Source organism: Kangiella sp. (assembly GCF_048265365.1).
Taxonomy (GTDB): Bacteria; Pseudomonadota; Gammaproteobacteria; order Enterobacterales; family Kangiellaceae; genus Kangiella.
Window position 1 is genome coordinate 207,904 of the sequence record NZ_JBLXBT010000002.1, and the last position, 26,530, is coordinate 234,433.

Consider the following 26,530-nt stretch of genomic DNA (forward strand, 5'->3'; position numbering starts at 1 on the left):
GCCGATGGACTTACTCGTAGCAGTTATTATTCTTGCTGTGCTTGGCCTGATTTTTGGCGCCATTCTTGGCTTCGCGTCGGTAAAATTCAAGGTTGAAGGCGACCCCATTGTTGAGCAAATCAATGAAGTATTACCACAGACACAGTGCGGCCAATGCGGCTATCCTGGCTGCAAACCTTACGCGGAAGCCATTGCTAATGGCGATGCCATTAATAAGTGCCCCCCCGGCGGTGAAGCAGGCGTTAAGGCCCTAGCTGATTTACTGGGTCGCGAAGTCATTCCGCTGGATGAAGAATGCGGTGAAGAAAAACCACCTCGCATCGCTTATATTCGTGAAGACGAGTGTATTGGTTGCACCAAGTGCATTCAGGCCTGCCCTGTCGATGCCATTTTAGGTGCGCCCAAGTTAATGCATACGGTCATTGTTGATGAATGTACCGGCTGCGATTTGTGTGTTGAGCCTTGCCCGGTGGATTGCATCGATATGCTTGAAATTCCGCAGACCATTGCAACCTGGAAATGGCAACAGCCTGAACAGATGGAATTGAACCAAATTCCAGTCAAACAGATTTTCAGTAAGGAGTCCCATTAATGGAGCGCTCCAATTATAAATCTGAAATCCCTATTTTTGAATTTCCTGGCGGCATTCACCCCAAGGAACACAAAGTCGAGTCGAACCAGACGCCGATTCAGGATATCCCTTTACCGAAACAGCTAGTCATCAACCTTAAAGGCCAGGCCGGCAATCGCTCTTTACCGACAGTCAATATTGGCGACACAGTATTGAAAGGCCAGGTCATAGCCGAAAGCGATGGCGTATTCAGTACATTCCATCATGCGCCGAGTTCTGGCACAGTAGTGGCCATTGAGAAGCGCCCAATTGCGCACCCATCGGGGCTTGATGATATATGCGTCGTCGTTGAAACCGACGGCAATGATCAATGGTGTGACTTAAACCCTAAGTCAGATGTTCAGAACTTAGAGCGTGCGGAAATTCTGGCCCACATTTGCGAAAGCGGTATCGTTGGTCTTGGCGGCGCATCATTCCCCACTCATATAAAACTAAAACGCGAGTCCGGCATTGATACTCTAATCATCAATGCGGCTGAGTGTGAACCTTACATCACCTGCGATGACCGATTGCTGCAAGAGCATGCGGCAGAAGTCTTAAAAGGCACGCAAATTATTAGCCGCCTCTATGACAATTTAAACATTGTCATAGGCATCGAAGACAATAAGCCTGATGCGATAGATGCTTTAGTGTCGGCACGGAAAGAGCTTGGTTTAGATGACGCTAAAATTGCCGTCATACCAACCAAGTATCCAAGTGGTGGCGAGAAACAGCTTATCCAGCTTATCACCGGCAAAGAAGTCCCGCATGGTGGATTACCAGCCGACTTAGGGTTGGTCATGCACAACGTCGGCACCTGTTTCGCGATTTACGAAGCCTTTGAGTTTGGTAAACCGTTAGTGTCGCGCATTGTCACCTTGACTGGTGAAGCTTGCCAAAAACCCGGCAACTATCGAGTACCCTTTGGCACTCCCGTTGAGCATTTAATGGCCATCAGTAATGCCACTAATCCAGGAGTTCTGGTCATGGGCGGCCCCATGATGGGCTTTGAATTACCGAACTCCAAAGTTGGTATTGTTAAGGCCACCAACTGCATTATTATGGCCGCGCCAAAAGAATTAAAGCATGATCATCTAGCTCTGCCATGTATTCGTTGCGGTGCCTGTATGGATGCCTGTCCCGCTTCGCTGCTGCCACAACAATTATATTGGCACGCCAAGTCTGATGAGTTCGAAAAAGCCGAAGAGTATGATTTATTTGATTGCATCGAGTGCGGAGCCTGCGCTTATGTTTGCCCCAGTGATATTCCGCTGGTGCAATACTATCGCTATGCCAAATCGACTATTCGCAATCAGAAAGTCGAAAAGACTAAAGCCGACAAAGCTCGCTTGCGTCATGAAGCGCGCCAGGAACGGTTGGAACGTGTGAAGCGTGAAAAGGCTGAGAAACACCGCAAAGCAGCCGAAGCAAGACGAAAAGCAGCCGAAGCGACCAATGAAGATGATGCCAAAAAATCTGCAGTTGCCGCAGCGCTGGCACGGGTCAAAGCAAAAAAAGCACAACAAGACGATGAACCTGAAACGAAGCCTTCCAATGAAACCGACCAAAAAGGTAATGACGCATGAGTCTAATTTCGTCACCATTTGCTAAAAAACCCACATCAGTTACTGAGCTGATGCTATGGGTAATTGGTGCAACTCTGCCCGGTCTATTTGCGCTCGTCTATTTTTATGGCTTTGGCGTCATTATCAACATCATTCTAGCTGGCACCACTGCGATAGTCACCGAAGCGCTTATCCTAAAAGTTCGCCAGCGACCTATTCTGCCATCTTTATTCGACGGTAGTGCGCTAGTAACCGCCTGGTTATTGGCGCTCGCCATTCCGCCACTGCTTCCCTGGTGGATGACGGTACTGGGCGTTTCATTCGCGATTGTTTTTGCCAAGCATGTCTATGGTGGGCTTGGTAACAACCTGTTCAATCCTGCCATGGTTGGTTATGTGCTTCTGTTGATCTCTTTTCCATTAGAAATGACCTCATGGCTTCCACCGGCAGAGCTTGCGCAAAACCCGGTTGGATTTTTAGATGCACTCTCTTATATTTTCACCGGCACAGGCTTTGATGGCCAATCTATCACCGCGGCTCGCATGGGGCTTGATGGCTTTACCATGGCAACACCACTTGATCATGTCAAAACAGAATTGGCACAGGGCTATCGTCTGGCGGAAATTGAAACTCACGCTGTCATCAATGGACTGTCTGGTTCTGGCTGGCAGTGGGTTAACCTGGGCTTTCTTGCGGGTGGCCTGGTACTTATGTTCCGCAAAGTTATCGGCTGGCAAATACCGGCTGGTGTGTTACTCGGCATGATAATTATGTCATTGGCTTTATTCATCACCGATAGCGATCATTATTTATCACCAAACTTTCACCTGTTCGCCGGCGCAACCATGCTAGGTGCATTCTTTATCGCCACCGATCCAGTGACTGCATCAACCACGCCTAAAGGCCGTTGGATATTTGGTTTTGGTATTGGCGTTATCACCATTTTGATAAGAACTTTTGGTGGTTATCCCGATGCTATTGCTTTTGCTGTTTTGCTGATGAACATGACCGTGCCGATGCTCGACTATTACACCAAACCAAAAGTTTATGGCCACAAAGCGAAAGCAAACAATGGCAAAGGAGATTCTGATGCTCGCTAAGATGATTAGTAAGAACGGACTCATTCTGGCGATTTTTGCGGCTGTATGTGTGGGGCTGATTGCAATAACCTACTACATTACTCGCGACACCATTGCTGGTGAGATGGAAGCGGCATTAGCTCGAACCTTGAATCAACTGGTCGCACAAAACGAATACAACAATGATGTCTACCATGACTGCACTTTAATTGAAGATGCCAGTAAGCTGGGTTCTAACAAGCCCTTAAAAGCCTATCGCATGCGCCAGGATGGAGAGCCTGTTGCAGTGGTTCTGGAGTCGGTGGCTCCTAATGGCTACAGCGGTAAAATTACCATGGTAGTAGGTATTTATGCAGATGGCACTGTCGCCGGTGTACGCGTCACCGATCACAAAGAGACGCCGGGACTCGGTGATAAAATTGACGCTAAGAAAAGCGACTGGATTTTAAGCTTTTCTGGAAAATCACTGAATAATCCAAAGCCTGCAGCATGGGCAGTGACTAAAGACGGCGGTCAATTTGATGCATTTACTGGCGCCACCATTACGCCACGAGCAGTGATTCAGCAAGTCGCCAAAACATTGGTCTTTTTCGAAAACAATAAACAGCAGCTGTTCGAAGGGCCGCAAAACTGTGGAGGAAGTAATGATTAACTCCGAACACAAGACCATCATCAAAAACGGACTATGGGATAACAATCCCGCACTGGTTCAATTGCTCGGTTTGTGCCCTTTATTGGCAGTTAGCAATACTTTCATTAATGGCCTGGCGCTTGGTCTTGCCACCACCTGGGTATTGGCCGGCTCCAACGGCTCAGTGTCGCTGGTCCGTAACTATATCCCTAAAGAAATTCGTATCCCCATTTTCGTGATGATGATCGCCAGCTTTGTGACTAACGTTGGTCTAATCATGAATGCCTTCACTTACGATTTATATTTGACGCTTGGCATTTTCATTCCATTGATCGTCACCAACTGCGCCATCATTGGCCGCGCCGAAGCCTTTGCCTCGAAGAATAAATTCTTCCCATCGCTTCTTGATGGCGTCATGCAAGGTTTAGGCTTTACAGCGGTATTGTGTACACTTGGCGCGCTACGCGAAATGATTGGCCAAGGAACCCTCTTCTCAGGCGCCGAACAACTGCTCGGTGAGTGGGCCAGTGACTTAACCATTTCTTTCTATCTGACTGACTCAACATTCCTGTTCGCCATCTTGCCGCCAGGTGCATTCGTTGGACTGGGAATTCTGATCGCCATCAAAAACGGTATTGACCACAAGCGAGCTGAACAAGCCAAAGCCAGTAAAACTTCGCCCATACAAAGTGGAGAAGCCTTGAGTCATGAATAAAGCCAAGCGACAGGAAATATTCGAGCGACTGCGTGAGCATAATCCCAACCCGGAAACTGAGCTGGAATACAACTCCACTTTCGAGTTGCTCATTGCCGTCATTTTATCAGCGCAAGCCACTGATGTCGGGGTCAACAAGGCAACTCGCAAACTATTTCCTGTCGCCAACACCCCAGAAGCTATTTATGAACTGGGCGAAGAAGGGCTCAAGGAATACATCAAAACCATCGGACTTTTTAACAGCAAGGCTAAAAACGTTATCTCCTGCTGCAAAGACTTAGTGGAAAAACACGACTCCGTTGTACCTGACAATCGCAAAGAACTCGAAGCATTGGCTGGTGTCGGTCGCAAAACCGCCAACGTAGTGCTCAACACCGCCTTCAGACAGCCCGCCATGGCGGTGGACACACACATCTTTCGCGTGTCCAACCGCACCAAAATCGCGCCCGGTAAAAACGTCCGTCAGGTCGAAGAAAAGCTACTCAAATTTGTCCCCAAAGAATTCCTACTTGATGCCCACCACTGGCTAATCTTGCACGGTCGCTACACTTGCCTTGCCAGAAAGCCCCGCTGCGGCAGCTGCATTATCGAAGACCTGTGTGAGTTTAAAGATAAGACTAGTGATTAAATGTGCCTTGGAACACTACAAATAAACCAGAAGCTTAAGGAATGACACTTGCCCATAGAGAACATCCCCTCAAGGAATGTCATTCCAAACTGTGACCAACGGAAATGCCCTTGGGTAATTTGGAATCTGCTCTTCCCAGTATCATAGGATGGGTTAGCAAAGCGTAACCCATTAAATCATCACAGTGCACTTCTCACAACGCCATCTACCTTATGAGCTAAACTAGCTGGGATTCGTGACCTGATTCTGCCCTAGGGGTGCATCACCAGCCTACTTTAGATTATTGATAAATTACAGGCACAAAAAATGCCGCATAAGCGGCATTCTTTTTAATTTGGTAGTCAACAAGTTACAGTCCCTTCAAAACTCGCATTCCCACTGTCCTGAGCTGGCGCGAGTGGACTACTCGGGCTATCCTGCCCTCGCCCTGCGGGCCAGACTAAAGTCTGTTCTAAGTTGACTGACTGCCAGGGATGGCAGGAATGCATTAAATGCAGGAGCAATTTAATGTCCGACGACTTTGTCAAACCACCTTCGGTGGTTCTTCGGTCCGCTTATCTCAAATACAAAAAATGCCGCATTAAGCGGCATTCTTTTGAATTTGGTAGTCGCGAGTGGACTCGAACCACCGACCCCCACCATGTCAAGGTGGTGCTCTAACCAGCTGAGCTACGCGACTATTTTAAGAGCGGGAATTCTACCATAATCCTTTTGCGGTTCAAGCAATTATTTATGATATAAACCCTTCATGTCTTAAATATGCCAATACTTGTTCAGCTAGGGCATCAACCGAATGTTCATCCGTTTTTAGGTGTATCTCTGGCTGTTGAGGTGCTTCATAAGGAGAGTCCAGTCCGGTGAAATTCTTGATATCGCCAGCTCGAGCCTTTTTATACAACCCCTTAGGGTCGCGCTGCTCACACACCTCCAAAGGAGTATCAACGAAAACTTCAATAAAACCACCAGCGTCATGCAAACCACGGACTTGTTGACGGTCGGTCTTAAATGGCGAAATAAATGCGGACAATACAATTAAACCTGAATCGGTAAACAGTTTGGTGACTTCCCCAATACGGCGTATATTCTCAACGCGATCCTGCTCAGAAAATGACAAGTCTTTATTCAAACCATGCCGAGCATTGTCTCCGTCTAGCAGATAGCTGTGGTTGCCGTTCTTAAATAGTAGCGCTTCAACTGCATTGGCAACAGTCGATTTGCCCGATCCTGAAAGCCCTGTAAACCAAAGTACGCAAGGCTTTTGCTTTTTCTGCTGACAACGGTTTTCATGAGTCACATTATGATGATGCCAAACGATATTCTCTGTCATGAAAACTCTCTCCTGATATTATGAAAATGGAAATATTATGGGGATCATTACCAAGGCCACGATAGTAAAACAAAGCGAAACAAGCCAACCGACTTTTGCAAAGTCTTTGAAACTATAGTTACCGACGTTCATTACCATTAAGTTGGTTTGATAGCCATAAGGGCTAATAAAACTAGCCGATGCGCCATAAGCAACTGCCATAACGAATGGCATATAGCTTACGCCAATGGACTCTGCTAAACCAAAAGCAACGGGGAACATCAACGCTGCCGCAGCATTATTGGTCACCATCTCAGTAATAATCCAGGTCAGTAAATAGATGCTAATAAAGGATAAATAAATACCGGTTAAATCATCACTGCCTTCAATATGAAATAAGCCTGTCACACCATTCGCAATTAAACTGGCCACTCCCACCTGATTAAATACATCAGCAATGGCAAGTGCCGAAGCAATGACCAGCCAGATATCTAACGGCAAGCGACGTCTTACTTCGGTAGCGCTAATAACTTTGGTTGAAAATATTAGTATCAGGTATGCAATAAGTGCGGTTAGTAAATCTACAAGGCCAACAGCCGCCAAAGCTATCGCTAGAAAGAACCCGGTAAAGGTAATAACTTCTTGCGAGATCTTTAAGGGAGGATGTAATTTAACATTGTCTAGAAAGATAAAATTTCGTTCGACGTTTGGACGTTTATAAAAGTCACGGCCGGTTGCAATAACCAGTTTATCACCCCCGCGAATTTCGACTTCTCCCAAAGCCCCTGATAGACGCCCACCATTGCGCCCAATAGCTACCACTGCGGCATCAAAATGCGCGCGGAAACTACTCTGTTTTAAGCTACGTCCTATTAAAGTGGACATAGGGCTCACGATCACTTCTTTAAGATGCTTGTCTAACAAGCCTGAATCTTCAGCGAAAACACTCAAACCCTTAATACTTGCAAGCTGTTTCGCTAATTTGACATCACCACAATAAATGAGTTGATCGCCCTCTTCAATTTCAAAGTCATGCTCAACGGGTGCAATCACTTGCTCCTTACGAACAACCTCAACCAAATCGAGTCCTGAAATAGTTATGAGCCCAGCTTGATAAAGAGTTTTACCAATAAGCGAACTGTCCGTATCAATATTCGCTTCGAGGAAATACTCACGCGAAACGGTACCGGCAATATTTTCTTTAGGTAACCAATAGCTGACAATAATAACCGCGATACCACAGATTAATAAAATGACTAAGCCCACAGGTAAAAAGTCAAAGAAATTAAAGCCTGGCTCGCCATAATCTACCAGGAAGCTGTTCACTACTAAGTTGGTCGAAGTACCAATCAGGGTTAAGGTGCCACCAAGAATGGCGAAATAAGACAAGGGAATCAGGAGGCGTTTAGCGGATTGACTAGAGTTATTTCGTACAGCTCCCATCAAGGAGGCAACAATAGCGGTATTATTTAAGAATGCGGAGCTGGCAGCGACCAATCCGCCCATTTTGGCCAAAGTAACAAATTGGCTTTTACTGAATAATTGCTTACTGACCCAGGCTAAAGCGCGAGTTCGCTCCAGCGCGATAGAGCAAACAAGCAATAGCACTAAAGTTAATACCGCTGGATTAACTGCGTGACTAAAGAAACGCTCAGCAGGCACGAAGCCGGGAAAATAAAGCGCTAATGCAGCTAACGAAAAAAGCCACGCAGGCCGAGCCAGATTAAATACTAGCCCTGCCAGCATGGCTATAACCACACTAAAGACGTAAATTTGCGTTAGCAGCATACTGCTTTCAACAATAGTGACTAATTTTTCGAGATATCTTTAGCACCCCAGTGCGGGAAGTGCTTTCTGACAAATTGATTGAGTTCCAACTCAAAAGCACTGACGTTTACAGGCTCGCTTGGCTCATCAGAATCAGATAGCGGTTCTTCGATCATACCTGCACCGACTGTTACGTTACTCAGACGATCAATAATGATAAAAGCCCCAGTTTTGTGGATAGAGCGATAATCATCAAACATCACTTTTTCGCCCACCTCAAGATCAACCAGACCTATTTCATTAAGCTCTAACTGACCAGCCGGATGTTCTGCCATAGTATTAACATCAATACGATGATGAATCTTGTCAAACTCACCAGAGGTTAATTTGCTGTTAAACTTTATATAGTACTCTTTATGTTCGGTAAGTGGCAGCTCATGCATCCAAACAACTTTGGCACGCATCCGAGAAGAAACGTGTGGTAAGTTGTCCTTCTTAACAATCATATCACCGCGACTAATATCGATTTCGTCATTCAACGTTATAGTAACCGCCATTGGCGCAGTAGCTTCTTCTAGCTCACCTTCAAAAGTTACTATTGACTTTACGGTACTCAATTTTCCAGAAGGCAAAGCTCTAACCGTATCACCAACCCTGAGCGATCCTGACGTAATGGTTCCAGCGTAACCTCGGAAGTTAAGGTTAGGACGATTCACATACTGAACCGGGAAACGGAAGTCTTCCAGGTTAATGTCATGTGCAATTTCAGTGATTTCTAGATAATGCATCAACGGTGAACCACGGAACCATTTCATATTCTCGCTTGGATTAACCACGTTATCGCCATCCAATGCAGAAATTGGTACAAAACGAATATCCGGAATATCCAATGTTCCCGCTAACTTAAGGTAATCAGCTTGAATCGACTTATAAACATCTTGCGAGTAATCCACCAAATCCATTTTGTTAACCGCAACGATCACGTGCTTAATGCCAAGTAGTGAACAAATAAAGCTATGACGACGGGTTTGCGTTTGCACACCATAACGAGCATCAATCAGAATAATCGCAAGGTCTGAAGTTGAAGCGCCGGTTGCCATATTACGCGTATATTGTTCATGCCCAGGAGTGTCCGCAATAATGAACTTGCGTTTGTCGGTCGAAAAATAACGATAGGCAACATCAATGGTAATGCCCTGCTCACGTTCAGATTGCAATCCATCTACCAGCAATGCCAAGTCTACTTTATCACCTGTAGTACCAGACTTTTTACTGTCTTCAGTAATGGCTGCAAGCTGATCTTCAAAAATCATCTTGCTGTCATGTAATAAGCGTCCAATTAACGTACTTTTACCATCGTCTACACTACCGCATGTAATAAAGCGCAATAACTCTTTATTCTCATGTTGGTCAAGATAACTGAGGATATCTTCTTGAATCAAAGGTGAAGCGTGTGACATTAGAAGTACCCCTCAATTTTTTTCTTTTCCATTGAGCCTGTGCTGTCACGATCAATGACACGACCTTGACGCTCAGAGGTTTTAGTTAATAACATTTCTTGAATAATGGCTGGTAAAGTATCTGCTTCAGATTCAACGGCGCCAGTCAGTGGATAGCAACCTAAAGTACGGAAGCGTACTTTCTTCATAACAGGAGTTTCCCCCTCTTCCAATGGCATACGATCATCATCAACCATAATCAGGGTGCCATCCCGCTCAACAACCGGACGCTCTTTAGAAAAATACAGTTCAGGTATTTGGATATTCTCCAAATAGATATACTGCCAAATATCCAGTTCAGTCCAGTTGGATAAAGGAAAAACTCGAATGCTCTCACCTTTATGAACCTTACCATTGTAGATATTCCAAAGTTCAGGTCTTTGATTCTTCGGCTCCCAACGGTGCTTCTTATCACGGAAGGAATACACACGTTCTTTAGCACGAGACTTCTCTTCATCACGACGAGCGCCACCAAAAGCAGCGTCAAACTGATACTGATCAAGTGCTTGCTTAAGGCCTTGAGTTTTCATGATATCCGTATGGGTCGCGCTACCATGCGTAAAAGGGCCAACGCCCATCGCTAAACCTTCTGGATTCTGGTGAACCAAAAGCTCAAAATCATATTCCTTAGCCATACGATCACGAAACTCAATCATTTCGCGGAACTTCCACGTAGTATCCACATGCAATAGTGGAAATGGAATTTTGCCTGGCGCAAAAGCTTTACGCGCCAAATGAAGGAGAACTGAAGAGTCCTTACCCACAGAATAAAGCATTACCGGTTTCTCAAACTCGGCAACAACTTCACGCATGATGTGGATTGACTCATATTCAAGTTGACGAAGATGAGATATAGAAATGACCATAATGATTGCTTATCCCCTATTTGGAATAAAACCAAAAACACCCCATAAGTGGGGTGTTAAACAATCATTAAAGTATAGTGAAGGGGGTTCTGTTATTTAAATAACAAGAAAGGATATAGATTTCAGCTAAAGAAATATGACTATGGCTCAAATAATTTGAAAGAAAGGTTTGGCTAAGTCAAAAGTACTTCGATACCTAACTCAAACTACACTATTTCACTTTGAGCTAGGTAGTATCCGTTTTATTTTGAACAACAGGAAAATATTAATGTGGAAGCTTGACAATTTTGGAGCTTTTAGATGATATGATTGAAGTCTCATCCCACAAGTAATCCTCTATACCGCCAGTGGGCTGATAATCTGCAGGGGCATTCAATAAAACATCTCTAATTCCTTCAAGATCATTCCTCTTGCAGTAGCTATCTAACTGGTCGATTAATTTAACTATTTCAGTCCAGGACAAAAGTTTCTCCTTTGCTGTCATAACTCTAGGGTGGCTAGTACCTTCAACATCGTTGCCAATCAGCAACTCCTCATATAACTTTTCACCAGGCCTTAATCCAGAGTATACAACCTCTATATCACCATTTGGATTCTCATCATTTTTTAACTCGAGTCCCATAAGTAGAATCAGCTTTTCTGCCAATTCAACGATTTTCACAGGCTCTCCCATATCCAGTACAAAAACATCCCCACCTTTTGCCATAGCACCAGCCTGAATAACCAACTGAGCTGCTTCAGGGATAGTCATAAAGTATCTAATAATATCGGGATGAGTAACCGTGACAGGACCTCCTTGTTTAATCTGCTTTTTAAAGACAGGTACAACAGAGCCAGAGGAGCCTAATACATTTCCAAATCGAACCATGCTAAAGCATGTGTTCTTTTGATTGGTAGCCAGCCCCTGGCATACTAACTCTGCAAATCTTTTAGTTGCTCCCATTACATTAGTTGGCCTTACTGCCTTATCTGTAGAAATTAAGACAAAGTTCTCAACACCTTGCTCTTCTGATGCTTTGGCAACACTTAATGTACCGAAAATGTTATTCTTAATTCCCTCAACAACATTATGTTCGACCATTGGAACATGTTTATACGCAGCCGCATGGTAGACGGTTTGTATATTAAAATGCTTTATTACTCTTTGAACCTTTTCTGAGTCTAAGACCGTGCCTAAGATTGGTTTAATACAAATGTGTAAATTGTAATTTTTTAGAATTTCGTTGAGCTCTTTATCAATTTGATAGAGCGCAAACTCAGATACATCATAAAGAATTAACAACCTCGGTTGTAATTTGATAATTTGCCTACACAGCTCTGAGCCAATAGAACCACCAGCGCCTGTAACCATAATAGCTTTATTAGTAATGTTTTTTTGTAGTAGCTCCTCAACTGGCGGCACAGGATCGCGCCCTAAAAGATCTTCGATTTCGACATCCTGGAACTCATCAATCTTCATTTTCCCAGCAACTATATCAGCCATACCAGGTATAGTCTGAACCGCGACACCAGCCTTTTCCACTCGACTAATAATAAGCTTTCGTTGAGCTCTTGAAATACTAGGTAAAGCCAGTAATACTTTTTCAGCATTATGGCTTTTAACCACAGATTTAAGTTCATCAGAATGATAAACCTTGATACCTTGTATCACTACTTTGCTCAACGCTCCATCGTCATCAACAAAAGCAACAGGGTAATACTCATTACCATTAAACAAACTTATAGCTAACTGGCGTCCCGCAGAGCCAGCACCATAAATAACAACACGTTTTTTTTGAGTATTATAGCGGGTGCTAAAATAAGATCGTACAAGTAGCCTAGAACCACCAAGAAGAATACACAAGACAGTTCCATAAAGTACTGTTGACGATGCAACGATATACTCAATTCCTAAAGATTTTCCTAAAAAGTAGTAAGCCACACTTGAAAGAATAGTTGCAATAGAAACAGTAATTAAAATCTTAAAACTGATAAAACGATTAACTGTTCTATAAAAGCCTAATATAGCTAAAAACAATATTGAAACAAATATTGTAGACAGGGCATGTATATAATAGGTGCTACCAAGAGTTTCTATGTCCAAGCTTTTTACTGTCAAGTATAGAGCTAGTGAATACGCAAATATATTAATGCAAATATCAACGAAGTAAGTTATTGCTCTTTTCACAAGGCGTGGAGCTGTAGATAGTAGATCCATTGTAGCTTTCATACATTCTTCCCTATTTACTTGCTTCTTCGAGTATCTGACGAAGCACTGAACAAGTTAGTGAAATTTCATCTTCAGTTAATGTTGGATGCACCAAAAACATCAAACTCGTTTCACCTAACGATTGAGCGTTTGGTAATGATTCCTTTGGCCTAAAACTTGTATTATCAAATGCCTTTTCTAAATACACTTCTGAGCATGAGCCTTGAAAACATGGCACGCCACGCTCAACGATCTCAGATACCACTCGGTCACGTGTCCAACCATCGGCTAACAACTCTTCGTCAACAAAACAGTAATGCTTATAGCAAGCATGTTCCATGTATTCTGGCAGCTCAGGAGTTCTAATCACATCGAAATGTGAGCAGGCTTCAGTGATAAGTGCTGCATATTGTTGGCGCTTAGCAGCCCACTCAGACATGCGCGTTAACTGAATTCGACCGATAGCAGCCTGCATTTCCATCATCCGCCAATTGGTTCCAAAGTTCTCGTGTAACCAGCGAAAACCCGGAGGATGTTCTCGCTCGTAAACCGCTTCGTAGCTTTTACCATGATCTTTAAAAGACCACATAGTACGCCAAAGCCGTTCATCATTAGTTGTAACCATACCGCCTTCGCCACCAGTCGTCATAATCTTATCCTGACAGAATGACCAAGCTCCGACATGACCAATCGAGCCCACCGAGCGACCTTTATAACGAGCGCCATGCGCTTGAGCGCAGTCTTCAATAACGTAAAAGTTATACTTCGCTGCAAGCTCCATAATAGGGTCCATATCTGCCGGACGCCCTGCAAGATGCACCACAATAACGGCTTTTGTTCTTGGTGTAATTAATGACTTAATAGTATGCGCTTCTATATTTTGTGAGTCCAGATCCACATCGGCAAATACAGGTCTGGCCCCTGCATTAACTACTGAAGACACTGAAGCAATGAAGGTACGAGGAGTAACAATGACCTCATCCCCTGGACCAATGTCCAAAGCCTTTAAAGCCACATCCAGCGCCAAAGTGCCGTTAGCTAAAGCAACTGCATATTTTGAGTCCGCAAATCTCGCAAATTCTTTCTCGAAATCTCGGCACTCAGAACCTGTCCAATAATTCACACGGTTAGAAAGCAATACATCATGAACAGCCTTCGCTTCTTCTTCAGTAAAGGAAGGCCACGGGGAAAATGGAGTGTTTAGCATTCTATTTCTCTAATTGTTTAGCTGGTACACCAACTACAGTTTGACGATCAGGGATATCTTTAAGAACAATTGCCCCAGCACCAACCGTGACGTAATCACCAATTTTAGTCTGTTGAATAACAGAGCTGCCGATACCAACCCAACTAAAATCACCAATAATAACTCCACCAGCTAAGGAAGCACTTGGGCAAATATGTGAATAGTTCCCAACAATACAATCGTGTTCTACGATAGCTCCAGAGTTAATAATTACACCCTCACCAATTATTGCATCAGCGTTAACTATTGCGCCCGGCATAACCACGGAGCCTTTTCCTATTACAGCAGCTTTACTAATAACTGCTGTCGGATGAATAAGTGCAGGTGAAACCTTATGGAGCTTCCCTTGAAGATCTTCTCTAACGCTTGCGCTTCCTATAGCAACAATTACAAAATCGTAGGACTCTGAGCTATGCAATGCGGCCTTTGTATCGCCGACCACGGGAAACCCATAACTCTGCTTTAGTTCAGGCCAGCGGTCATCATAAAAAATAATATCCTTGATATCATTCGCTAGAGCAACGTCGGCAACAACTTTACCGTGACCGCTAGCACCTATGATAGCGAGCTTACCCATAGTTATTTAGAGCCTTTAAATTTTTCGATAGTGACATGCCCATCCGCAGAAATACCTTCTCGAACAAAGACTTTCTTAACAGTCATAAATAGAATTTTTAAATCTAACCAAATTGACTGATTATCAACATACCAGACATCAAGCTTAAACTTATCTTCCCAACTGATCGCATTACGGCCATTAACTTGAGCCCAGCCAGTAATTCCTGGCCGAACTTCGTTACGGCGAGCTTGCTCTGGCGTATACAGTTCAAGATATTCCATCAGCAATGGTCTTGGACCAACAAGACTCATGTCGCCTTTTAGGACATTCCATAGTCCGGGAAGCTCATCTAAACTTGTTGCCCGAATAAATAAGCCAAATTTTGTCAATCGTTCTGAGTCAGGTAGTAAGTTACCGTCTGAATCACGTTTATCCAGCATGCTTCTGAACTTGATCATATTAAATGCTTTATTATTAAGCCCAGGGCGTTTTTGTGTAAATATAATCGGAGAGCCTAACTTTATACGGATTAATAAAGCAACTACAATAATTATTGGAAACAAAGTAATTAATGCCAAAGAAGAACAAACTAAATCAAATAAACGCTTCATTCAACAGTACTCGTTACCCACTCAACCCAGTTATCTGCCAAATCATGCCTTTTAAACCTATCAGCAGCCAATTTTTTTGCTCGCTTTCCCATCTCAGAGAGGTCGTCCCTATTGTCTGCTGCATGTTCTAAAGCTTTGGCAAAGACAATTGGGTTATCTGGTTCAATTGCATACCCGCACTCATATTCCTTAATCATACCTGCCAACCAACCAGGGTAATTATTTAACACGGGCAGACCTGCAGAAATGTAATCAAAAAATTTATTTGGTGAAGTACCATAATAAAATGCTGGAACATTTGCTAGTAATTGCAATCCAATATCTGCCCCTGTCATTAGCTCAGCCAACTTTGCCTTATTTACTGGCGGGTGGAAGATGACATTACTTAGTCCCTCACTAGCAGCTCTTTCCTGCAAAGCAGGCTTCAACTTCCCTTGCCCTACTAAAACAAGCTTAATTTCTTGTCGGCCTCGTTGCTTAAGTAGTTTCGCAGCATCTAAAGCCGCGTCTAAACCGTTTGCAATGCCATGTGTGCCTGTAAATACAGCCATTAAGTCACCATCAGACACCCCCTCTGGGCGCCAGGCAGAAACTTCCTGTGCAAAAATGTTTAAATCACATCCATTTGGCACAAGCTTTACTTTTGACGCCTCCACGCCTCGTTTTTTTATTCCCTCCACAATACCTGGCGAAAGGCCAATACAGCGATGCGCTGAACGGTAAGAACACCACTCCAAAACTGACATAGCGGCAAGTACAAAAGGGTTCTTAATCACCCCCATTTCTTTTGGTAACTCAGGCCATAAATCCCTAACTTCAAATACAAACAACTTACCACGCAACCATCTTGCAAAGATCCCAGGGATACCAGCTGTTAAGGGTGTTGTCGTAGCAAAAACTACATCGTATTTGTGTGTTAAAGCGATACTGATACTTTTCAAAGCAAACTTAAAGAAAGTCCCCGCTCTCTTTATAAGACCATCCGAATTTGAATAAGCTAAATCAAACTCAATTATATCGATACCATCAACATTACCTTTTCGACGGCCTTTGACAAACTCACCCGCTAGACCTGTTTCTCCACCACCATAACTGCCACACACCATAGTGACTTGGTGACCATGATGAATCAGTCGGCGTGCCATTTCATAAGAGCGTATCCCGACTGAACCGTTAGGAGTTGAAAAATGTTGATGAAAATACAATACCTTCATAATTAAAAATATACTTCCGTAGTAATACACCCTGCTGCAACAATTTCTATCTCAATAACAGGGACAGTTGTCTCTTGATAGTAGTATCTTGATTCTTTGCCATACATGAGCTCAACACGCCTAATCTCAACATCAGCAGAAAAGGTAATTCGACACATATCACAAATGAGCTCGTTGTCTTCTAAGGACCAGTTTAAAGGTGCTAGTCTAAACCTTAAAACAGCTTTTGTATTGAACCCTGTCATTTGGTCTACTATCGTTAGTTTGTCATCAGAAAGGTGCAGCTGCCTTTTATGACTACACCCCTTTCTATCCACGTAACCAATGGAAAACTGTTTTGCTTCCGCGTTTGTTGATAGCTCATCTTTAAAACTAGTCTTCAGCCAATCACCAAGTAGAAAACGGCTAAGCCTTGGCATTTGCTCACGGTCATCAAATTGTACTGTGTTATGGCTGCGCACCCCACCATAATAATCAATATATGATTGACCTGCATTGTAACTATATGTGCCGCCATCTCGAAAAAGATTCACACCCTTAACCCACATATCTATGTGCAGGGAATCACATTGACTAGGCCTAAATTTAAAACTAGGGTATCTTAAAAACACATCAACAGAGGTGGTAGTCAAATAGCAGTAACCGCCGTCAGAGAAATCTCTAGCATCTTTAGCAGAGATAACCTGCATTGGTTTGCTTAACTGAAGCCATTCTAAAGGTAGATCATATTCTCCTGTGGTCTCATAGGCCGCACGTTTTAGAAACAGAGCACAGGATAACTGAACACTTGGTCTAAAATCCCTGTAATCTGTACCGGTCAGAGGAATCAACCTTGCACCATCATTGGCACCAAGATTGGGAGCGTCACCATTTTCTGGGTTAGTGAAGTAGTATAGCCATATAGACGCTGACCTAAGTTTATCGTAAAACCGAGCCGAAAAATCAGGCAATTTATGCTTCTTTCGCCAAACTTCCGTCATGCAGTAAGTATCTAGCATTACTCGATGATAATTTACTGAATATTGACTAAAACTGCCATCTTTCTCTATTAAACGTTTAGCTCGATTTTCAAGCCATCTTAGTCCTTGCTTATGCCATTTCCAGCCATCAGGATCACCATTCAACGCTAACCAAGAGCCTCCGATATATAAGGCGGCAGCTTCTGATGTCCCGTGGTTATTATCTTGAGCAATTGCATACATCATTGTAGGTGAAATTCTCTTGAGGTGAACTTTTATAAAGGTTAACAAAGCACGTTGAGTTCCTACTGTTTGCTCTAATAATAAAGCCGTTAAAGATAAGTGAATAACCCGAATTGAAGCTTCTTGCCCACACTTCCAGTTAACGCCTAGATAAGGCGCATTGTTTTCAACCCAATCATTGAGCCAACCATTAAGTGAGTCTAACATCGAGCTATCACCAAGCTTAGCTTTCTGCGCAAATGAGATGCACCAATCAAAACGTGAAGCCTCCCAAATACCTTTGATATCACCTATATTTGTATCAAAGTCGGCAATCTCATACCAAGGTAGGTTCTGTGGGGTGGATTTTTTTGATAAACAGCTTTGATGCCAGTTAGGAAGACCTGATTCCGAGGCAGCTTTACCGAAATAATAGTGATGTTGAAGCCATTGATTATTTGGCTTCAACCCACTCAAAGCCGAAAATGAGGAATCAAAAAATAACCCAGCCTCTAATTCAGCATGGAGCTTTTTAATTGGATTTAGACCCGTTTTTATCCCTAACTGATATGCAAAAACTCTTGCTAAATTTGGTACCCCTAACGCGAGTGCTGTTTTTACTTTAACAAAACCCATTACTGCTGACGTAATTGCTCGGCAATACTGATAGTAACTTTAGCAACTTCAAAAAGCTCATTGGCTGGGATCGGCGCCTCAAGTCCATTTCGTATTGATTGTATAAAAGCAGCGGAGCATGCTGTCTGTCCTTTATCCTGCCGCCACAAGTTCATCTTCTTAAATCCTTTCCAGCCAAACCCTTTTAACTTAATAAAGTTATCTAACTGAAGTGTGCCACCTGCAGCAAAAACTTCAATTCGTTCTTTAGGAAAACTTGCAGCACCGTTAGCTAAGTAATGAATAGTTCCAAAAGAACCATCGGCAAAACCCAGTATTATAGCAGCCTTATCTTCAGTAATGGTTACAGCATTATTATCTCCCATCCTTCGGGCTTGAACCGAAACTATTTCTGAATCCGCTAAAAAACGCATAAGATCGATAAAGTGGCAGGCTTCACCAATTATACGTCCCCCACCTATTTGATTATCCTGCGTCCAATGAGCGGCCGGAATACTCCCTGCATTCATTGTCATTACAAACGATTTTGGTTCTTTAATAGGAGTAAGTAATGCTTTCATTTTTTGTATTTGTGGCGAGAAGCGTCGATTAAAGCCAACCATAAGTATCGGCGGGTTGTCGAGTTGAATAGCTTCTTCATACGCCTTTTGAACCTCATTAAGCTCTTCATGCGAAATCGCTAAAGGCTTTTCGACAAAGACATTCTTACCCGCTTTAAGAACTTCTTTAACGAAATATGCATGACTATTATGTCGTGTCACAACAGCAACTGTATTAACTTGAGGATCTTGAATTAAAGCGTTTGTATCGGTCGTTGCTTCGGCAAAACCTGCTTTTTCACCATTAATAACACCATTAATGCCACCCGACGTAGCTATATTGTGAAACTGAGCACCAGCTTTTTTAAATGCGGGAATCAACATTCGTGACGCGTAGTTACCCGCGCCAATAAAACCAACAACAGGTTCGTTAGACTGATAAGCTTGATTTTCTTTTAGGCAGATAGAATGTTCATGGCGTGTTTGAGGCTCAGACCGGTACTGTAATAATATTCCCAGAGCGCTTTTATCGGCTGTCAATAAATCATATGCCTCGCTGGCGTTTTCAAACTTAAAGTGATGCGTAATAAGTGGCTTCACATTTAATAAACCAGTAGCCATCATATCCAGTATAGCCTCAAAGTTACGTTGTTCAGTCCAACGAACAAAGGCAAGAGGATAATCGTTACCATCAGATTCATAACTTGGGTCATATCGACCAGGACCATAAGAACATGAAACCTGGAAAGTTAACTCCTTTTCGTAAAAATCAGAACGATTTAGTTCAAGGCCAGTAACGCCAACTAATATGATTCGACCACGCTTTCTGCACATGCGAGCTGCTTGAATGACAGGGTCATTAGACTTTGTTGAAGCAGTAATAATCACTCCGTCAATGCCACTACCTCTGCTAAAAGTAACTCCAGCGGCTACAGGGTCTTCGCCTTTGCCTGGATTACAAACTTCAGCACCAAACTTCTTAGCAAGTTCGAGCTTACTTTCGTCAAAATCAATTGCAAGAACCCTACAGCCATTAGCCTTGAGCATTTGAACAGTTAGTAAGCCAATTAAGCCAACTCCTGTAACAACAAAAGACTCTCCCATTGATGGTTTAGCTAAACGGATCCCCTGCAACCCAATGCTGGCTACAACTGTAAAAGACGCCTCTTCATCACTAACATTATCCGGAATAATCGCGGCGAGGTTTTTACCTACCCTTACTACATCGGAATGAGGTCCATTAGATACGACCCTGTCTCCGACTCTAAACTTTTCTGCTCCTTTTCCCACGGAGTTAACTACCCCAACATTGCAATATCCAAGAGGAAGTGGTTCAGCTAACTTAGACTTGACAGCATCAACCGTAGTCATCAATCCATCTGTCTTAACTTTATCTAAGACCATCTTCACCTTTTCTGGTTGCTGACGAGCCTTATCGAATAAACTGGCTTTACCAAAATCAACGAGCATTCTTTCAGTTCCAGCTGAAATCAAGCTAGTTGTGGTATTTACTATTATATTATTACTAGTTACTTGGGGAGTTGGGGCTTCGACTATAGCAGTCCCACCTTTAGACATATCTTGGAGTATTTGCTTCATTATTCCTCTTTTAACTCATACCTAAATTAAAACGGACACTTCACATGGTCATGAAGTATTAAATTGTTTAACAGAACAGTGCCAGGGAAACTCGCATCAAAATAGTCTTTGGACACAAAGACATTATTCTTAAATACATTGTTTTCTGGGTAACTAGCTAAATAATCACTAGCAGTTGCATCACCTTCATCTAAAATTGCTAACTTGTTATAACCATAAAATCTATTGCCTTGGAAAACATTGTCCTTTGCAGCCCAGTAGCTATTATAAAGATCTGGACGAAATTCTGTATAAACCATCTCTGCATGAAGTGACACTGCAGCACCAGAACCACAGACTTTGTTATTTTCAAATAAATTTCGTTCACCAGATATTCTAAATGGGAAAATAGAATTACCCACCATCACATTATTGAAAATCTGATTGTCATTACCCATTCTGACTACAATTGCAGAAAATGAGTTATTTCGAAAATAATTGTTGTAAATTTTGTTTTTATTGGACTTGATTGATATAAGCTCTTTCTCCAAATTCCAGTTAGATACAAAGTTATTAGCAAACTCATGATATGTATCATCTAAAAAGGGAGGTTCCCCTTGCCTTACGGATGTTGCATCGCCAAAATGAACGACTTCCCCTGCACCGCCAAAATAATAACTATTCAAAAAATCATTATAAATGACCCTGATATATTTAGAATAATCCCCTGAAGCGATTGCAATTGCTTGGCTGTTCTTAAATGTATTATTATTAATAATAATATCTTGTGACCCAGAGATTAATATCCCTATACCTGTTTTATCTTCTAAAGGAGTATTAATTCCAATCGACTCAAAAAAATTATTTTCAATAAGAACATGATTAGAACTGATAAAAATTGCGCCATGCCTATCTTCACTTGTTCCACCCGACGGAGAACCACCATTCAAAAAGGCTAGCCCTTCTATAACAACGTCATTGGCAGTGATCTTTACATAACTTGAACCTGTAACTATAGCCCCACCTAATTCTGAAGAACTAATTTTAACAGGATAATCTACTTCAATAACTCCTAAATCATAATACCCATTTTTTAAAATAATATGTTCTTCTCTATTTACCAATGCTTGCTTCAATTCGAAAGCATTTGAAACACAAGAGTTTCTGTTTATACAATCAATATTCTTGTAAGTGTTTAATTTTCTTCCATATATGTCCTTGCTTAGCTCTATAGTATTTACTCTATCATCTTTACAAGCTATTAAAAATTGAAGGAGCAGCCCAACTATTAAAAACATTCTAGTAATACCCATACTCATAATTCCTTGAAATCTCTTTGTCGGATTGCTAAAAATAGAATCAAAGCAATTGAAATCCAAAATAATCGATATTCTGCATATGTAAAGCTTTTCTGCAATTCTAAAAATGGAAGCATTAGTATAATAAAATACTTATTCACTCTGTTCAAAAGCAGCAACCTAATTAATACGAACATAAATACCAGAAATGACAAAATGCCAAATAAGCCCGAGTCTGCCATAATGCCTATGAATAGGTTGTGAGGGTAATCTCGCACTCCAGGACCAAAAGCAATAACTCCATAACTACCCAAGCCAGAACCAAAAAGCAATTGTGTAATATCAGTGAAACTTTCATAATATCTAGCCCAATATTCTAAGCGAGCGCCAGAGTCACCATCGAAAATAAGTGAAAATCTCCAAATAGTTCTTGATACTAAACTATCACCCGAGTCAGAAGTCACAATATAAACTAAAGTTATAATTACAGCCGGAATTAAAAGAAAAAAAGTTGAAAGTTTTCTCATAATAACCACATTATGAAAAATGTGACAAATAGCTAAGAAAATTAGAGGGCCTCGAGCCCCAGTAAAAATGATCTCAGCGTATATAATTACAAGCCACAATGCATTTACCTTTTTGAATGGCTTAAAAATAATCAATAATACTCCACTAAATGCTAAAAGAGATCCTGATGTAAGATATACCGCGATATTATCCGTAGATATATCCGGAGCACTCTGAAATAAACCACTATAAAAATACGGATAAAGAGCGCCTAAGGCTAAACTAAACACTATGGTGGTCTTAACATATAAGGAAAGCACTTTCTCATTGAACTGACTAGCAATCCAAAACAAAATCACAACATTACATATTAGTGAAATAAGCTTACTCAGCGCATATTCAATATGTTCTGAGTAAAAAAAAGAAATCATTGTTAACAGGAGGAATGGAACGAGAGAGATTAGTAATAAATACAAAGTGTTGGGGAAGAAAAACAATCCTGTTTTGCTTTTAATTATTGAAAAGAAGAGTATATAGAAAAAAACGCTTGCTAGTGAAAAGATAGATAAATTTAGAAATGTGATTCCAAATGAATATAAATAATAGTTTGCTACCGGCGCTACTGTGTACACTGCAGCAATAATTGCAATTGCGAAGTTAATCAAACGCCTTTCGTATTCTGAGCTCCCACAGGCTTTCATATATAAATTCACACTATGCTAGAAACTACATTCATTAGTTGTTGATAACGAGCAGAGCTATAATGAGCGGGAAGAAAGTCCTTAATAATAGGTTGGCAGTTATAGAAATTACATTTGTAGAATGTAATATTCTCTATGTATTCGGATAACTTACTTGCTGTAGATATTGCTTCAACTGGTGCCTCCAATATATGTGGAAGGTTAGGATAAATTACAGGAATACCCTTCGCGAGTAACCTAAATGCTCTATTACTTACAGTGCAAGCTTTTATCGATTCAATACTTATATCGTAAGGGGCGATTGAACAGCATACATCTTCTAAATCTAATTTACTTAAGCAACGTGGGGATATATATTCAAAATTATCATAATTATTAGATAGAGAATTAACTTGATTTTTAGCATCTTCCTCATTAATCGGTCCAACAAATCTAATAGTAATGTCTTTATCCAGCAACCCCTTAACTATTTGCCAATCTAACCTGTTGTTTATAAAGCCATAATAAAGTACTACATTTCTAACTTTGGACTTTGTTGGCTGTTCGTACTTATCATCACACCAAGGTAAAAACAGAAATGAGTTGTCACAATAACTGTCCACCAGTTTTTTTAAAGGATATGATACGGAAAGCACGGAACTCGAAACCTTACATGTCATAACCATTTGTTCTCTAATAGCTCGTCTCATCCAAGGTTTTGCTTGAGCAATAAAGTCATCGTTAATAATAGTAACGAACTTATCAGCGTCAATGCATGAAGTTATATAAGAGTAGTCATAATTAAAGTTGAAAATTAAATCAAACTTATTTTTATTCAAAAACGACTTCAACTTAACCATTACAAACTTCGCATTTAAATATTGAAAAAGCCCAAAAAATTTTAGTTGATGATGTAGAAGCTCAGGATATACGCCCAAAGTTAAATTCTCACTAACAGTTTGCAATCTAAGTGGTGATAAAAGTTTATTGGTTGGCTTTTCTAAGAAAACCACTTTATGTCCGCGTTTAAGCAACATGTTGCAAAGTTGATGACGGATACGAGGAGGCTCATTCCAATTAGTTCTAGTAATTATCAGAATTTTCATGATTATGAATGCGGTTTCATAAACGTAAGTAATGAATTTTCACGAGTTGCTTTTAAAAATTTCGCATGTAATTTCTCAGAATTTTCATAGTCAGCATATGTCTTCAAAGGTAAACTTAAAATATTTTCAAGTTCATCTACTGATATTTCGAATTTCTTAGCTACAAACTCTTTATCACGCATAATATTTTCATCATATAATGGTTTAGTTAATTCATTAAGAGCTTCTTCACGAGTTAAATTACCAGTGTTAATCAACGTAGAGTAATGTGCCTTTCTTTTATCAATACCGAACTTTGTAGGCAAAATATATGACTGAAAGAACCTCGTATAAACTGACTCATAATGCTTGCCACCATAATAAACCCAGTCCAGATTATTTTGGAGAACATCCATAGCTTTATCTCTATCGTAATCAATTAAGTCTAGAATTCTAACCAGCTTGATTTTTTTAATTAAACGATAATACGCCAACTTTATAAGTCCATAATGAGGAAACGATGATATCTTTTCTGTTCCAAATCTTTTCTGAATACCACTTATATATTTAAAATCTTTGACTCCATAAGTCCAAGATTTTGGAAGTATCCCCTCAGTTGTAAAGTTGCTACCATTCAATATATATTTAATATTGTATTTGGCCGCCAGTTTATAAAGTATCGCTGATATCGCATGATCGGTTGGAACTTCTGCGTCCGGCACTGATGCTTTTAAGAAGCTAAGTTGGATATCTTTAAATTCCTTCCAATCAATTACGTATGTAAAGAGATCAATATCAAGCTTATCTAATGTTTTCTCGATATTACTGACTGCTAGCTCAGAATTCCAGCCATTATCTAAGTGAACGGCTAGTGGCCTTAAGCCAAGCTCTTTAATTTTATATGCAAGATAGGTGCTATCAACACCTCCACTGACTCCAATAATACAGTCATACTCTTTGTTCTTAGCTGATTTCTGGATTGTAGTAACCAGCTGTTCTAACTTTTGTTTCTTATCCTCTCCAGAGGGCATGTCGGACAGCACTTTTCGGTGATTTTTGCAATGATTACAGACACCATCATTATCAAATATAATATCAGGATCACTAGAGTCCATTACGCAGTATGTACATTGCTTAAAACTAGAATTATTCATTTAAATATCACCTAAATAACTTAACATTTTACTTTTTGGGTAGTTAATCAGTACTGCTCGATGCTTACCCTTATATACAAAGAAACTACCGCATGAAACGGCGGTAATATTTGTACTTCTAAAAACTTCTGCTATATCCTCACAACTTCCAGCGCCGCCATTTACGATCATTGGAAGTTTCGTTTTTTCACTAAAAGACTTTACTAGATTCATATCGAATCCCGTCATCGTCCCCTCTCTATTAATTGATGTTAAGTATATTTCGCCAACTTTCACATCATGTAAATAATCTATAGCCTGATCCAAATTTATTGCTAAGCTCTTGGTGCCTGACATCCGCTTAATTATGTATTTTCCAAAAATATTTTTTTGAACATCAATAGAAGCAACTATACTTTGACTTCCGTATTTTCTAACGGCCTCTACAACTAATCGCTTGTCTTTAAAAAGCATATTGTTTAGGGCAACCTTCTCTATGCCTAATGCAAATAACTTATCTATATCTTCAATAGTCTTAACACCTCCGCCATAACATACTGGCATAAATGCCTCTCTAGTTATGGACTCTATTAGAGGGAAATTAATTTTAGCATTAGTTTTAGATGCCGCTATATCAAGCAAACAAAGTTCATCTACTTCTTTATCATTAAATATACGAACAGCATTAATGGGGTCCCCTATATACATAGGATCTCGAAACTTTACAGTCTTAACAAGTTTGCCTTTACTTAATAGCAACGTAGGTATAACTCTTTTTTCAAGCATGACTATATCCAAGAAAATTTTCTAATAGCTGCATACCAAATTTGTGGCTTTTCTCGGGATGAAACTGTACACCAAATATATTATCTTTGTAGATACCCGAACTAAATGTATTACCATAATTTGTTTCGAACAGTATATTTTCAGCATTATTACAATGAACTTCATATGAGTGCACAAAATAAAATCTAGCAGCATCATGAAGACCTTTAGTTAACTCGATATCTACTATTGGTTTTGCTATATTCCACCCCATGTGCGGAACTCTATAACTATCATCCCTTTCTATTTTATAAGCGTGTGCATCTATCCAACCCAACCCAGGAATACTCCCCTCATCACTACCTTTAGTCAATAGTTGCATACCTAAGCAAATACCCAATATGGGTACCTTCTTTTCGAAAACAGCCTCCTCAATATACGGAAGAAGCTTGGACTCTCTCAGTTTCGTAATTCCATGATCAAAAGAACCTACTCCTGGCAGTATTAAAAGGTTTGCAGACAATATGTCTGAGCTACTTTTTGCTAAACGAGATTCGGCACCAACTCTCTTCAACATATTCTGAACCGAACCAATATTTCCTGCCCCATAGTCTATAATTGCAACTTTACACAGGCTGTTCATT

Annotated in this window: 23 protein-coding genes and 1 tRNA gene; 6 read left to right on the forward strand and 18 right to left on the reverse strand. The window is 41.1% G+C overall.

Annotated features, from left to right (window positions below; all coding sequences use genetic code 11):
• Positions 1 to 4: 4 nt before the first annotated feature.
• From rsxB to nth, 6 genes are read left to right on the forward strand one after another with little or no spacing between them, the layout of a single operon-like run.
• Positions 5 to 592 carry an electron transport complex subunit RsxB gene (gene rsxB, locus ACN0VI_RS10190; RefSeq protein WP_417446710.1) on the forward strand — a complete coding sequence of 196 codons (588 nt, stop codon included), beginning with the start codon at positions 5 to 7 and terminating at the stop codon, positions 590 to 592.
• Complete coding sequence (gene rsxC / locus ACN0VI_RS10195) at positions 592 to 2,196, forward strand: electron transport complex subunit RsxC (RefSeq protein WP_417446711.1); 1,605 nt, start codon at positions 592 to 594, stop codon at positions 2,194 to 2,196. The genes rsxB and rsxC overlap by 1 nt, the downstream gene beginning before the upstream one ends.
• Positions 2,193 to 3,275, forward strand: coding sequence for an electron transport complex subunit RsxD (rsxD, locus tag ACN0VI_RS10200; protein WP_417446712.1), 1,083 nt, complete (start codon positions 2,193 to 2,195; stop codon positions 3,273 to 3,275). Before rsxC ends, rsxD begins: the two co-directional genes overlap by 4 nt.
• Positions 3,265 to 3,906: an electron transport complex subunit RsxG gene (gene rsxG, locus ACN0VI_RS10205; protein WP_331893125.1), complete on the forward strand. Its 642-nt coding sequence runs from the start codon at positions 3,265 to 3,267 to the stop codon at positions 3,904 to 3,906. Before rsxD ends, rsxG begins: the two co-directional genes overlap by 11 nt.
• On the forward strand, positions 3,899 to 4,600 hold the full coding sequence (locus ACN0VI_RS10210; RefSeq protein ID WP_417446713.1) for an electron transport complex subunit E: 702 nt from the start codon (positions 3,899 to 3,901) through the stop codon (positions 4,598 to 4,600). The genes rsxG and ACN0VI_RS10210 overlap by 8 nt, the downstream gene beginning before the upstream one ends.
• Complete coding sequence (gene nth / locus ACN0VI_RS10215) at positions 4,593 to 5,228, forward strand: endonuclease III (protein WP_417446714.1); 636 nt, start codon at positions 4,593 to 4,595, stop codon at positions 5,226 to 5,228. The genes ACN0VI_RS10210 and nth overlap by 8 nt, the downstream gene beginning before the upstream one ends.
• Positions 5,229 to 5,830: 602 nt before the next feature.
• On the opposite strand, the gene ACN0VI_RS10220 is transcribed toward nth, so the two are convergent.
• From ACN0VI_RS10220 to hisH, 18 genes are all read right to left on the reverse strand, one after another.
• Positions 5,831 to 5,907 (reverse strand) — tRNA-Val (locus ACN0VI_RS10220).
• A gap of 51 nt (positions 5,908 to 5,958) precedes the next feature.
• Positions 5,959 to 6,555, reverse strand: coding sequence for an adenylyl-sulfate kinase (gene cysC / locus ACN0VI_RS10225; protein WP_417446715.1), 597 nt, complete (start codon positions 6,553 to 6,555; stop codon positions 5,959 to 5,961).
• An 18-nt stretch (positions 6,556 to 6,573) separates the two neighbouring features.
• Positions 6,574 to 8,322, reverse strand: a complete 1,749-nt coding sequence (locus ACN0VI_RS10230) for an SLC13 family permease (protein ID WP_417446716.1) — start codon at positions 8,320 to 8,322, stop codon at positions 6,574 to 6,576.
• 20 nt (positions 8,323 to 8,342) lie between these two features.
• Positions 8,343 to 9,761 carry a sulfate adenylyltransferase subunit CysN gene (cysN, locus tag ACN0VI_RS10235; RefSeq protein WP_417446717.1) on the reverse strand — a complete coding sequence of 473 codons (1,419 nt, stop codon included), beginning with the start codon at positions 9,759 to 9,761 and terminating at the stop codon, positions 8,343 to 8,345.
• Positions 9,761 to 10,666, reverse strand: coding sequence for a sulfate adenylyltransferase subunit CysD (gene cysD / locus ACN0VI_RS10240; protein ID WP_417446718.1), 906 nt, complete (start codon positions 10,664 to 10,666; stop codon positions 9,761 to 9,763). The genes cysN and cysD overlap by 1 nt, the downstream gene beginning before the upstream one ends.
• A 265-nt stretch (positions 10,667 to 10,931) precedes the next feature.
• Entirely contained in the window at positions 10,932 to 12,875 is a 1,944-nt protein-coding gene (locus ACN0VI_RS10245; RefSeq protein WP_417446719.1) for a polysaccharide biosynthesis protein, read from the reverse strand.
• Between the two features lie 10 nt (positions 12,876 to 12,885).
• A complete protein-coding gene (locus ACN0VI_RS10250) occupies positions 12,886 to 14,061 on the reverse strand; it encodes a DegT/DnrJ/EryC1/StrS family aminotransferase (RefSeq protein WP_417446720.1) in 1,176 nt (391 codons plus the stop codon).
• Between the two features lies 1 nt (position 14,062).
• Positions 14,063 to 14,677, reverse strand: coding sequence for an acetyltransferase (locus ACN0VI_RS10255; RefSeq protein ID WP_417446721.1), 615 nt, complete (start codon positions 14,675 to 14,677; stop codon positions 14,063 to 14,065).
• 2 nt (positions 14,678 to 14,679) lie between these two features.
• On the reverse strand, positions 14,680 to 15,270 hold the full coding sequence (locus ACN0VI_RS10260) for a sugar transferase (protein ID WP_417446722.1): 591 nt from the start codon (positions 15,268 to 15,270) through the stop codon (positions 14,680 to 14,682).
• A complete protein-coding gene (locus ACN0VI_RS10265) occupies positions 15,267 to 16,484 on the reverse strand; it encodes a glycosyltransferase family 4 protein (protein WP_417446723.1) in 1,218 nt (405 codons plus the stop codon). The genes ACN0VI_RS10260 and ACN0VI_RS10265 overlap by 4 nt, the downstream gene beginning before the upstream one ends.
• 2 nt (positions 16,485 to 16,486) lie before the next feature.
• Positions 16,487 to 18,301: a heparinase II/III domain-containing protein gene (locus ACN0VI_RS10270; protein WP_417446724.1), complete on the reverse strand. Its 1,815-nt coding sequence runs from the start codon at positions 18,299 to 18,301 to the stop codon at positions 16,487 to 16,489.
• Entirely contained in the window at positions 18,301 to 20,439 is a 2,139-nt protein-coding gene (locus tag ACN0VI_RS10275; protein ID WP_417446725.1) for a bi-domain-containing oxidoreductase, read from the reverse strand. The genes ACN0VI_RS10270 and ACN0VI_RS10275 overlap by 1 nt, the downstream gene beginning before the upstream one ends.
• A gap of 26 nt (positions 20,440 to 20,465) precedes the next feature.
• The gene (locus ACN0VI_RS10280) at positions 20,466 to 21,731 is read right to left on the reverse strand and encodes a chondroitinase-B domain-containing protein (RefSeq protein WP_417446726.1); all 1,266 of its coding nucleotides are present in this window, start codon (positions 21,729 to 21,731) and stop codon (positions 20,466 to 20,468) included.
• A gap of 2 nt (positions 21,732 to 21,733) precedes the next feature.
• Complete coding sequence (locus tag ACN0VI_RS10285) at positions 21,734 to 22,924, reverse strand: O-antigen ligase family protein (protein WP_417446727.1); 1,191 nt, start codon at positions 22,922 to 22,924, stop codon at positions 21,734 to 21,736.
• A gap of 8 nt (positions 22,925 to 22,932) precedes the next feature.
• A complete protein-coding gene (locus tag ACN0VI_RS10290; protein WP_417446728.1) occupies positions 22,933 to 24,009 on the reverse strand; it encodes a hypothetical protein in 1,077 nt (358 codons plus the stop codon).
• A gap of 2 nt (positions 24,010 to 24,011) precedes the next feature.
• Positions 24,012 to 25,142: an N-acetyl sugar amidotransferase gene (locus ACN0VI_RS10295; protein ID WP_417446729.1), complete on the reverse strand. Its 1,131-nt coding sequence runs from the start codon at positions 25,140 to 25,142 to the stop codon at positions 24,012 to 24,014.
• Positions 25,143 to 25,907: an AglZ/HisF2 family acetamidino modification protein gene (locus tag ACN0VI_RS10300; RefSeq protein ID WP_417446730.1), complete on the reverse strand. Its 765-nt coding sequence runs from the start codon at positions 25,905 to 25,907 to the stop codon at positions 25,143 to 25,145.
• Positions 25,900 to 26,529, reverse strand: a complete 630-nt coding sequence (gene hisH, locus ACN0VI_RS10305; protein ID WP_417446731.1) for an imidazole glycerol phosphate synthase subunit HisH — start codon at positions 26,527 to 26,529, stop codon at positions 25,900 to 25,902. The genes ACN0VI_RS10300 and hisH overlap by 8 nt, the downstream gene beginning before the upstream one ends.
• Between the last annotated feature and the right edge of the window lies 1 nt (position 26,530).

Coding starts and splice junctions, on each gene's coding strand:
- rsxB (WP_417446710.1), top strand. CDS start 5: ATGGACTTACTCGTAGCAGTTATTATTCTTGCTGTGCTTGGCCTGATT.
- rsxC (WP_417446711.1), top strand. CDS start 592: ATGGAGCGCTCCAATTATAAATCTGAAATCCCTATTTTTGAATTTCCT.
- rsxD (WP_417446712.1), top strand. CDS start 2,193: ATGAGTCTAATTTCGTCACCATTTGCTAAAAAACCCACATCAGTTACT.
- rsxG (WP_331893125.1), top strand. CDS start 3,265: ATGCTCGCTAAGATGATTAGTAAGAACGGACTCATTCTGGCGATTTTT.
- ACN0VI_RS10210 (WP_417446713.1), top strand. CDS start 3,899: ATGATTAACTCCGAACACAAGACCATCATCAAAAACGGACTATGGGAT.
- nth (WP_417446714.1), top strand. CDS start 4,593: ATGAATAAAGCCAAGCGACAGGAAATATTCGAGCGACTGCGTGAGCAT.
- cysC (WP_417446715.1), bottom strand. CDS start 6,555: ATGACAGAGAATATCGTTTGGCATCATCATAATGTGACTCATGAAAAC.
- ACN0VI_RS10230 (WP_417446716.1), bottom strand. CDS start 8,322: ATGCTGCTAACGCAAATTTACGTCTTTAGTGTGGTTATAGCCATGCTG.
- cysN (WP_417446717.1), bottom strand. CDS start 9,761: ATGTCACACGCTTCACCTTTGATTCAAGAAGATATCCTCAGTTATCTT.
- cysD (WP_417446718.1), bottom strand. CDS start 10,666: ATGGTCATTTCTATATCTCATCTTCGTCAACTTGAATATGAGTCAATC.
- ACN0VI_RS10245 (WP_417446719.1), bottom strand. CDS start 12,875: ATGAAAGCTACAATGGATCTACTATCTACAGCTCCACGCCTTGTGAAA.
- ACN0VI_RS10250 (WP_417446720.1), bottom strand. CDS start 14,061: ATGCTAAACACTCCATTTTCCCCGTGGCCTTCCTTTACTGAAGAAGAA.
- ACN0VI_RS10255 (WP_417446721.1), bottom strand. CDS start 14,677: ATGGGTAAGCTCGCTATCATAGGTGCTAGCGGTCACGGTAAAGTTGTT.
- ACN0VI_RS10260 (WP_417446722.1), bottom strand. CDS start 15,270: ATGAAGCGTTTATTTGATTTAGTTTGTTCTTCTTTGGCATTAATTACT.
- ACN0VI_RS10265 (WP_417446723.1), bottom strand. CDS start 16,484: ATGAAGGTATTGTATTTTCATCAACATTTTTCAACTCCTAACGGTTCA.
- ACN0VI_RS10270 (WP_417446724.1), bottom strand. CDS start 18,301: ATGGGTTTTGTTAAAGTAAAAACAGCACTCGCGTTAGGGGTACCAAAT.
- ACN0VI_RS10275 (WP_417446725.1), bottom strand. CDS start 20,439: ATGAAGCAAATACTCCAAGATATGTCTAAAGGTGGGACTGCTATAGTC.
- ACN0VI_RS10280 (WP_417446726.1), bottom strand. CDS start 21,731: ATGGGTATTACTAGAATGTTTTTAATAGTTGGGCTGCTCCTTCAATTT.
- ACN0VI_RS10285 (WP_417446727.1), bottom strand. CDS start 22,924: ATGAAAGCCTGTGGGAGCTCAGAATACGAAAGGCGTTTGATTAACTTC.
- ACN0VI_RS10290 (WP_417446728.1), bottom strand. CDS start 24,009: ATGAAAATTCTGATAATTACTAGAACTAATTGGAATGAGCCTCCTCGT.
- ACN0VI_RS10295 (WP_417446729.1), bottom strand. CDS start 25,142: ATGAATAATTCTAGTTTTAAGCAATGTACATACTGCGTAATGGACTCT.
- ACN0VI_RS10300 (WP_417446730.1), bottom strand. CDS start 25,907: ATGCTTGAAAAAAGAGTTATACCTACGTTGCTATTAAGTAAAGGCAAA.
- hisH (WP_417446731.1), bottom strand. CDS start 26,529: ATGAACAGCCTGTGTAAAGTTGCAATTATAGACTATGGGGCAGGAAAT.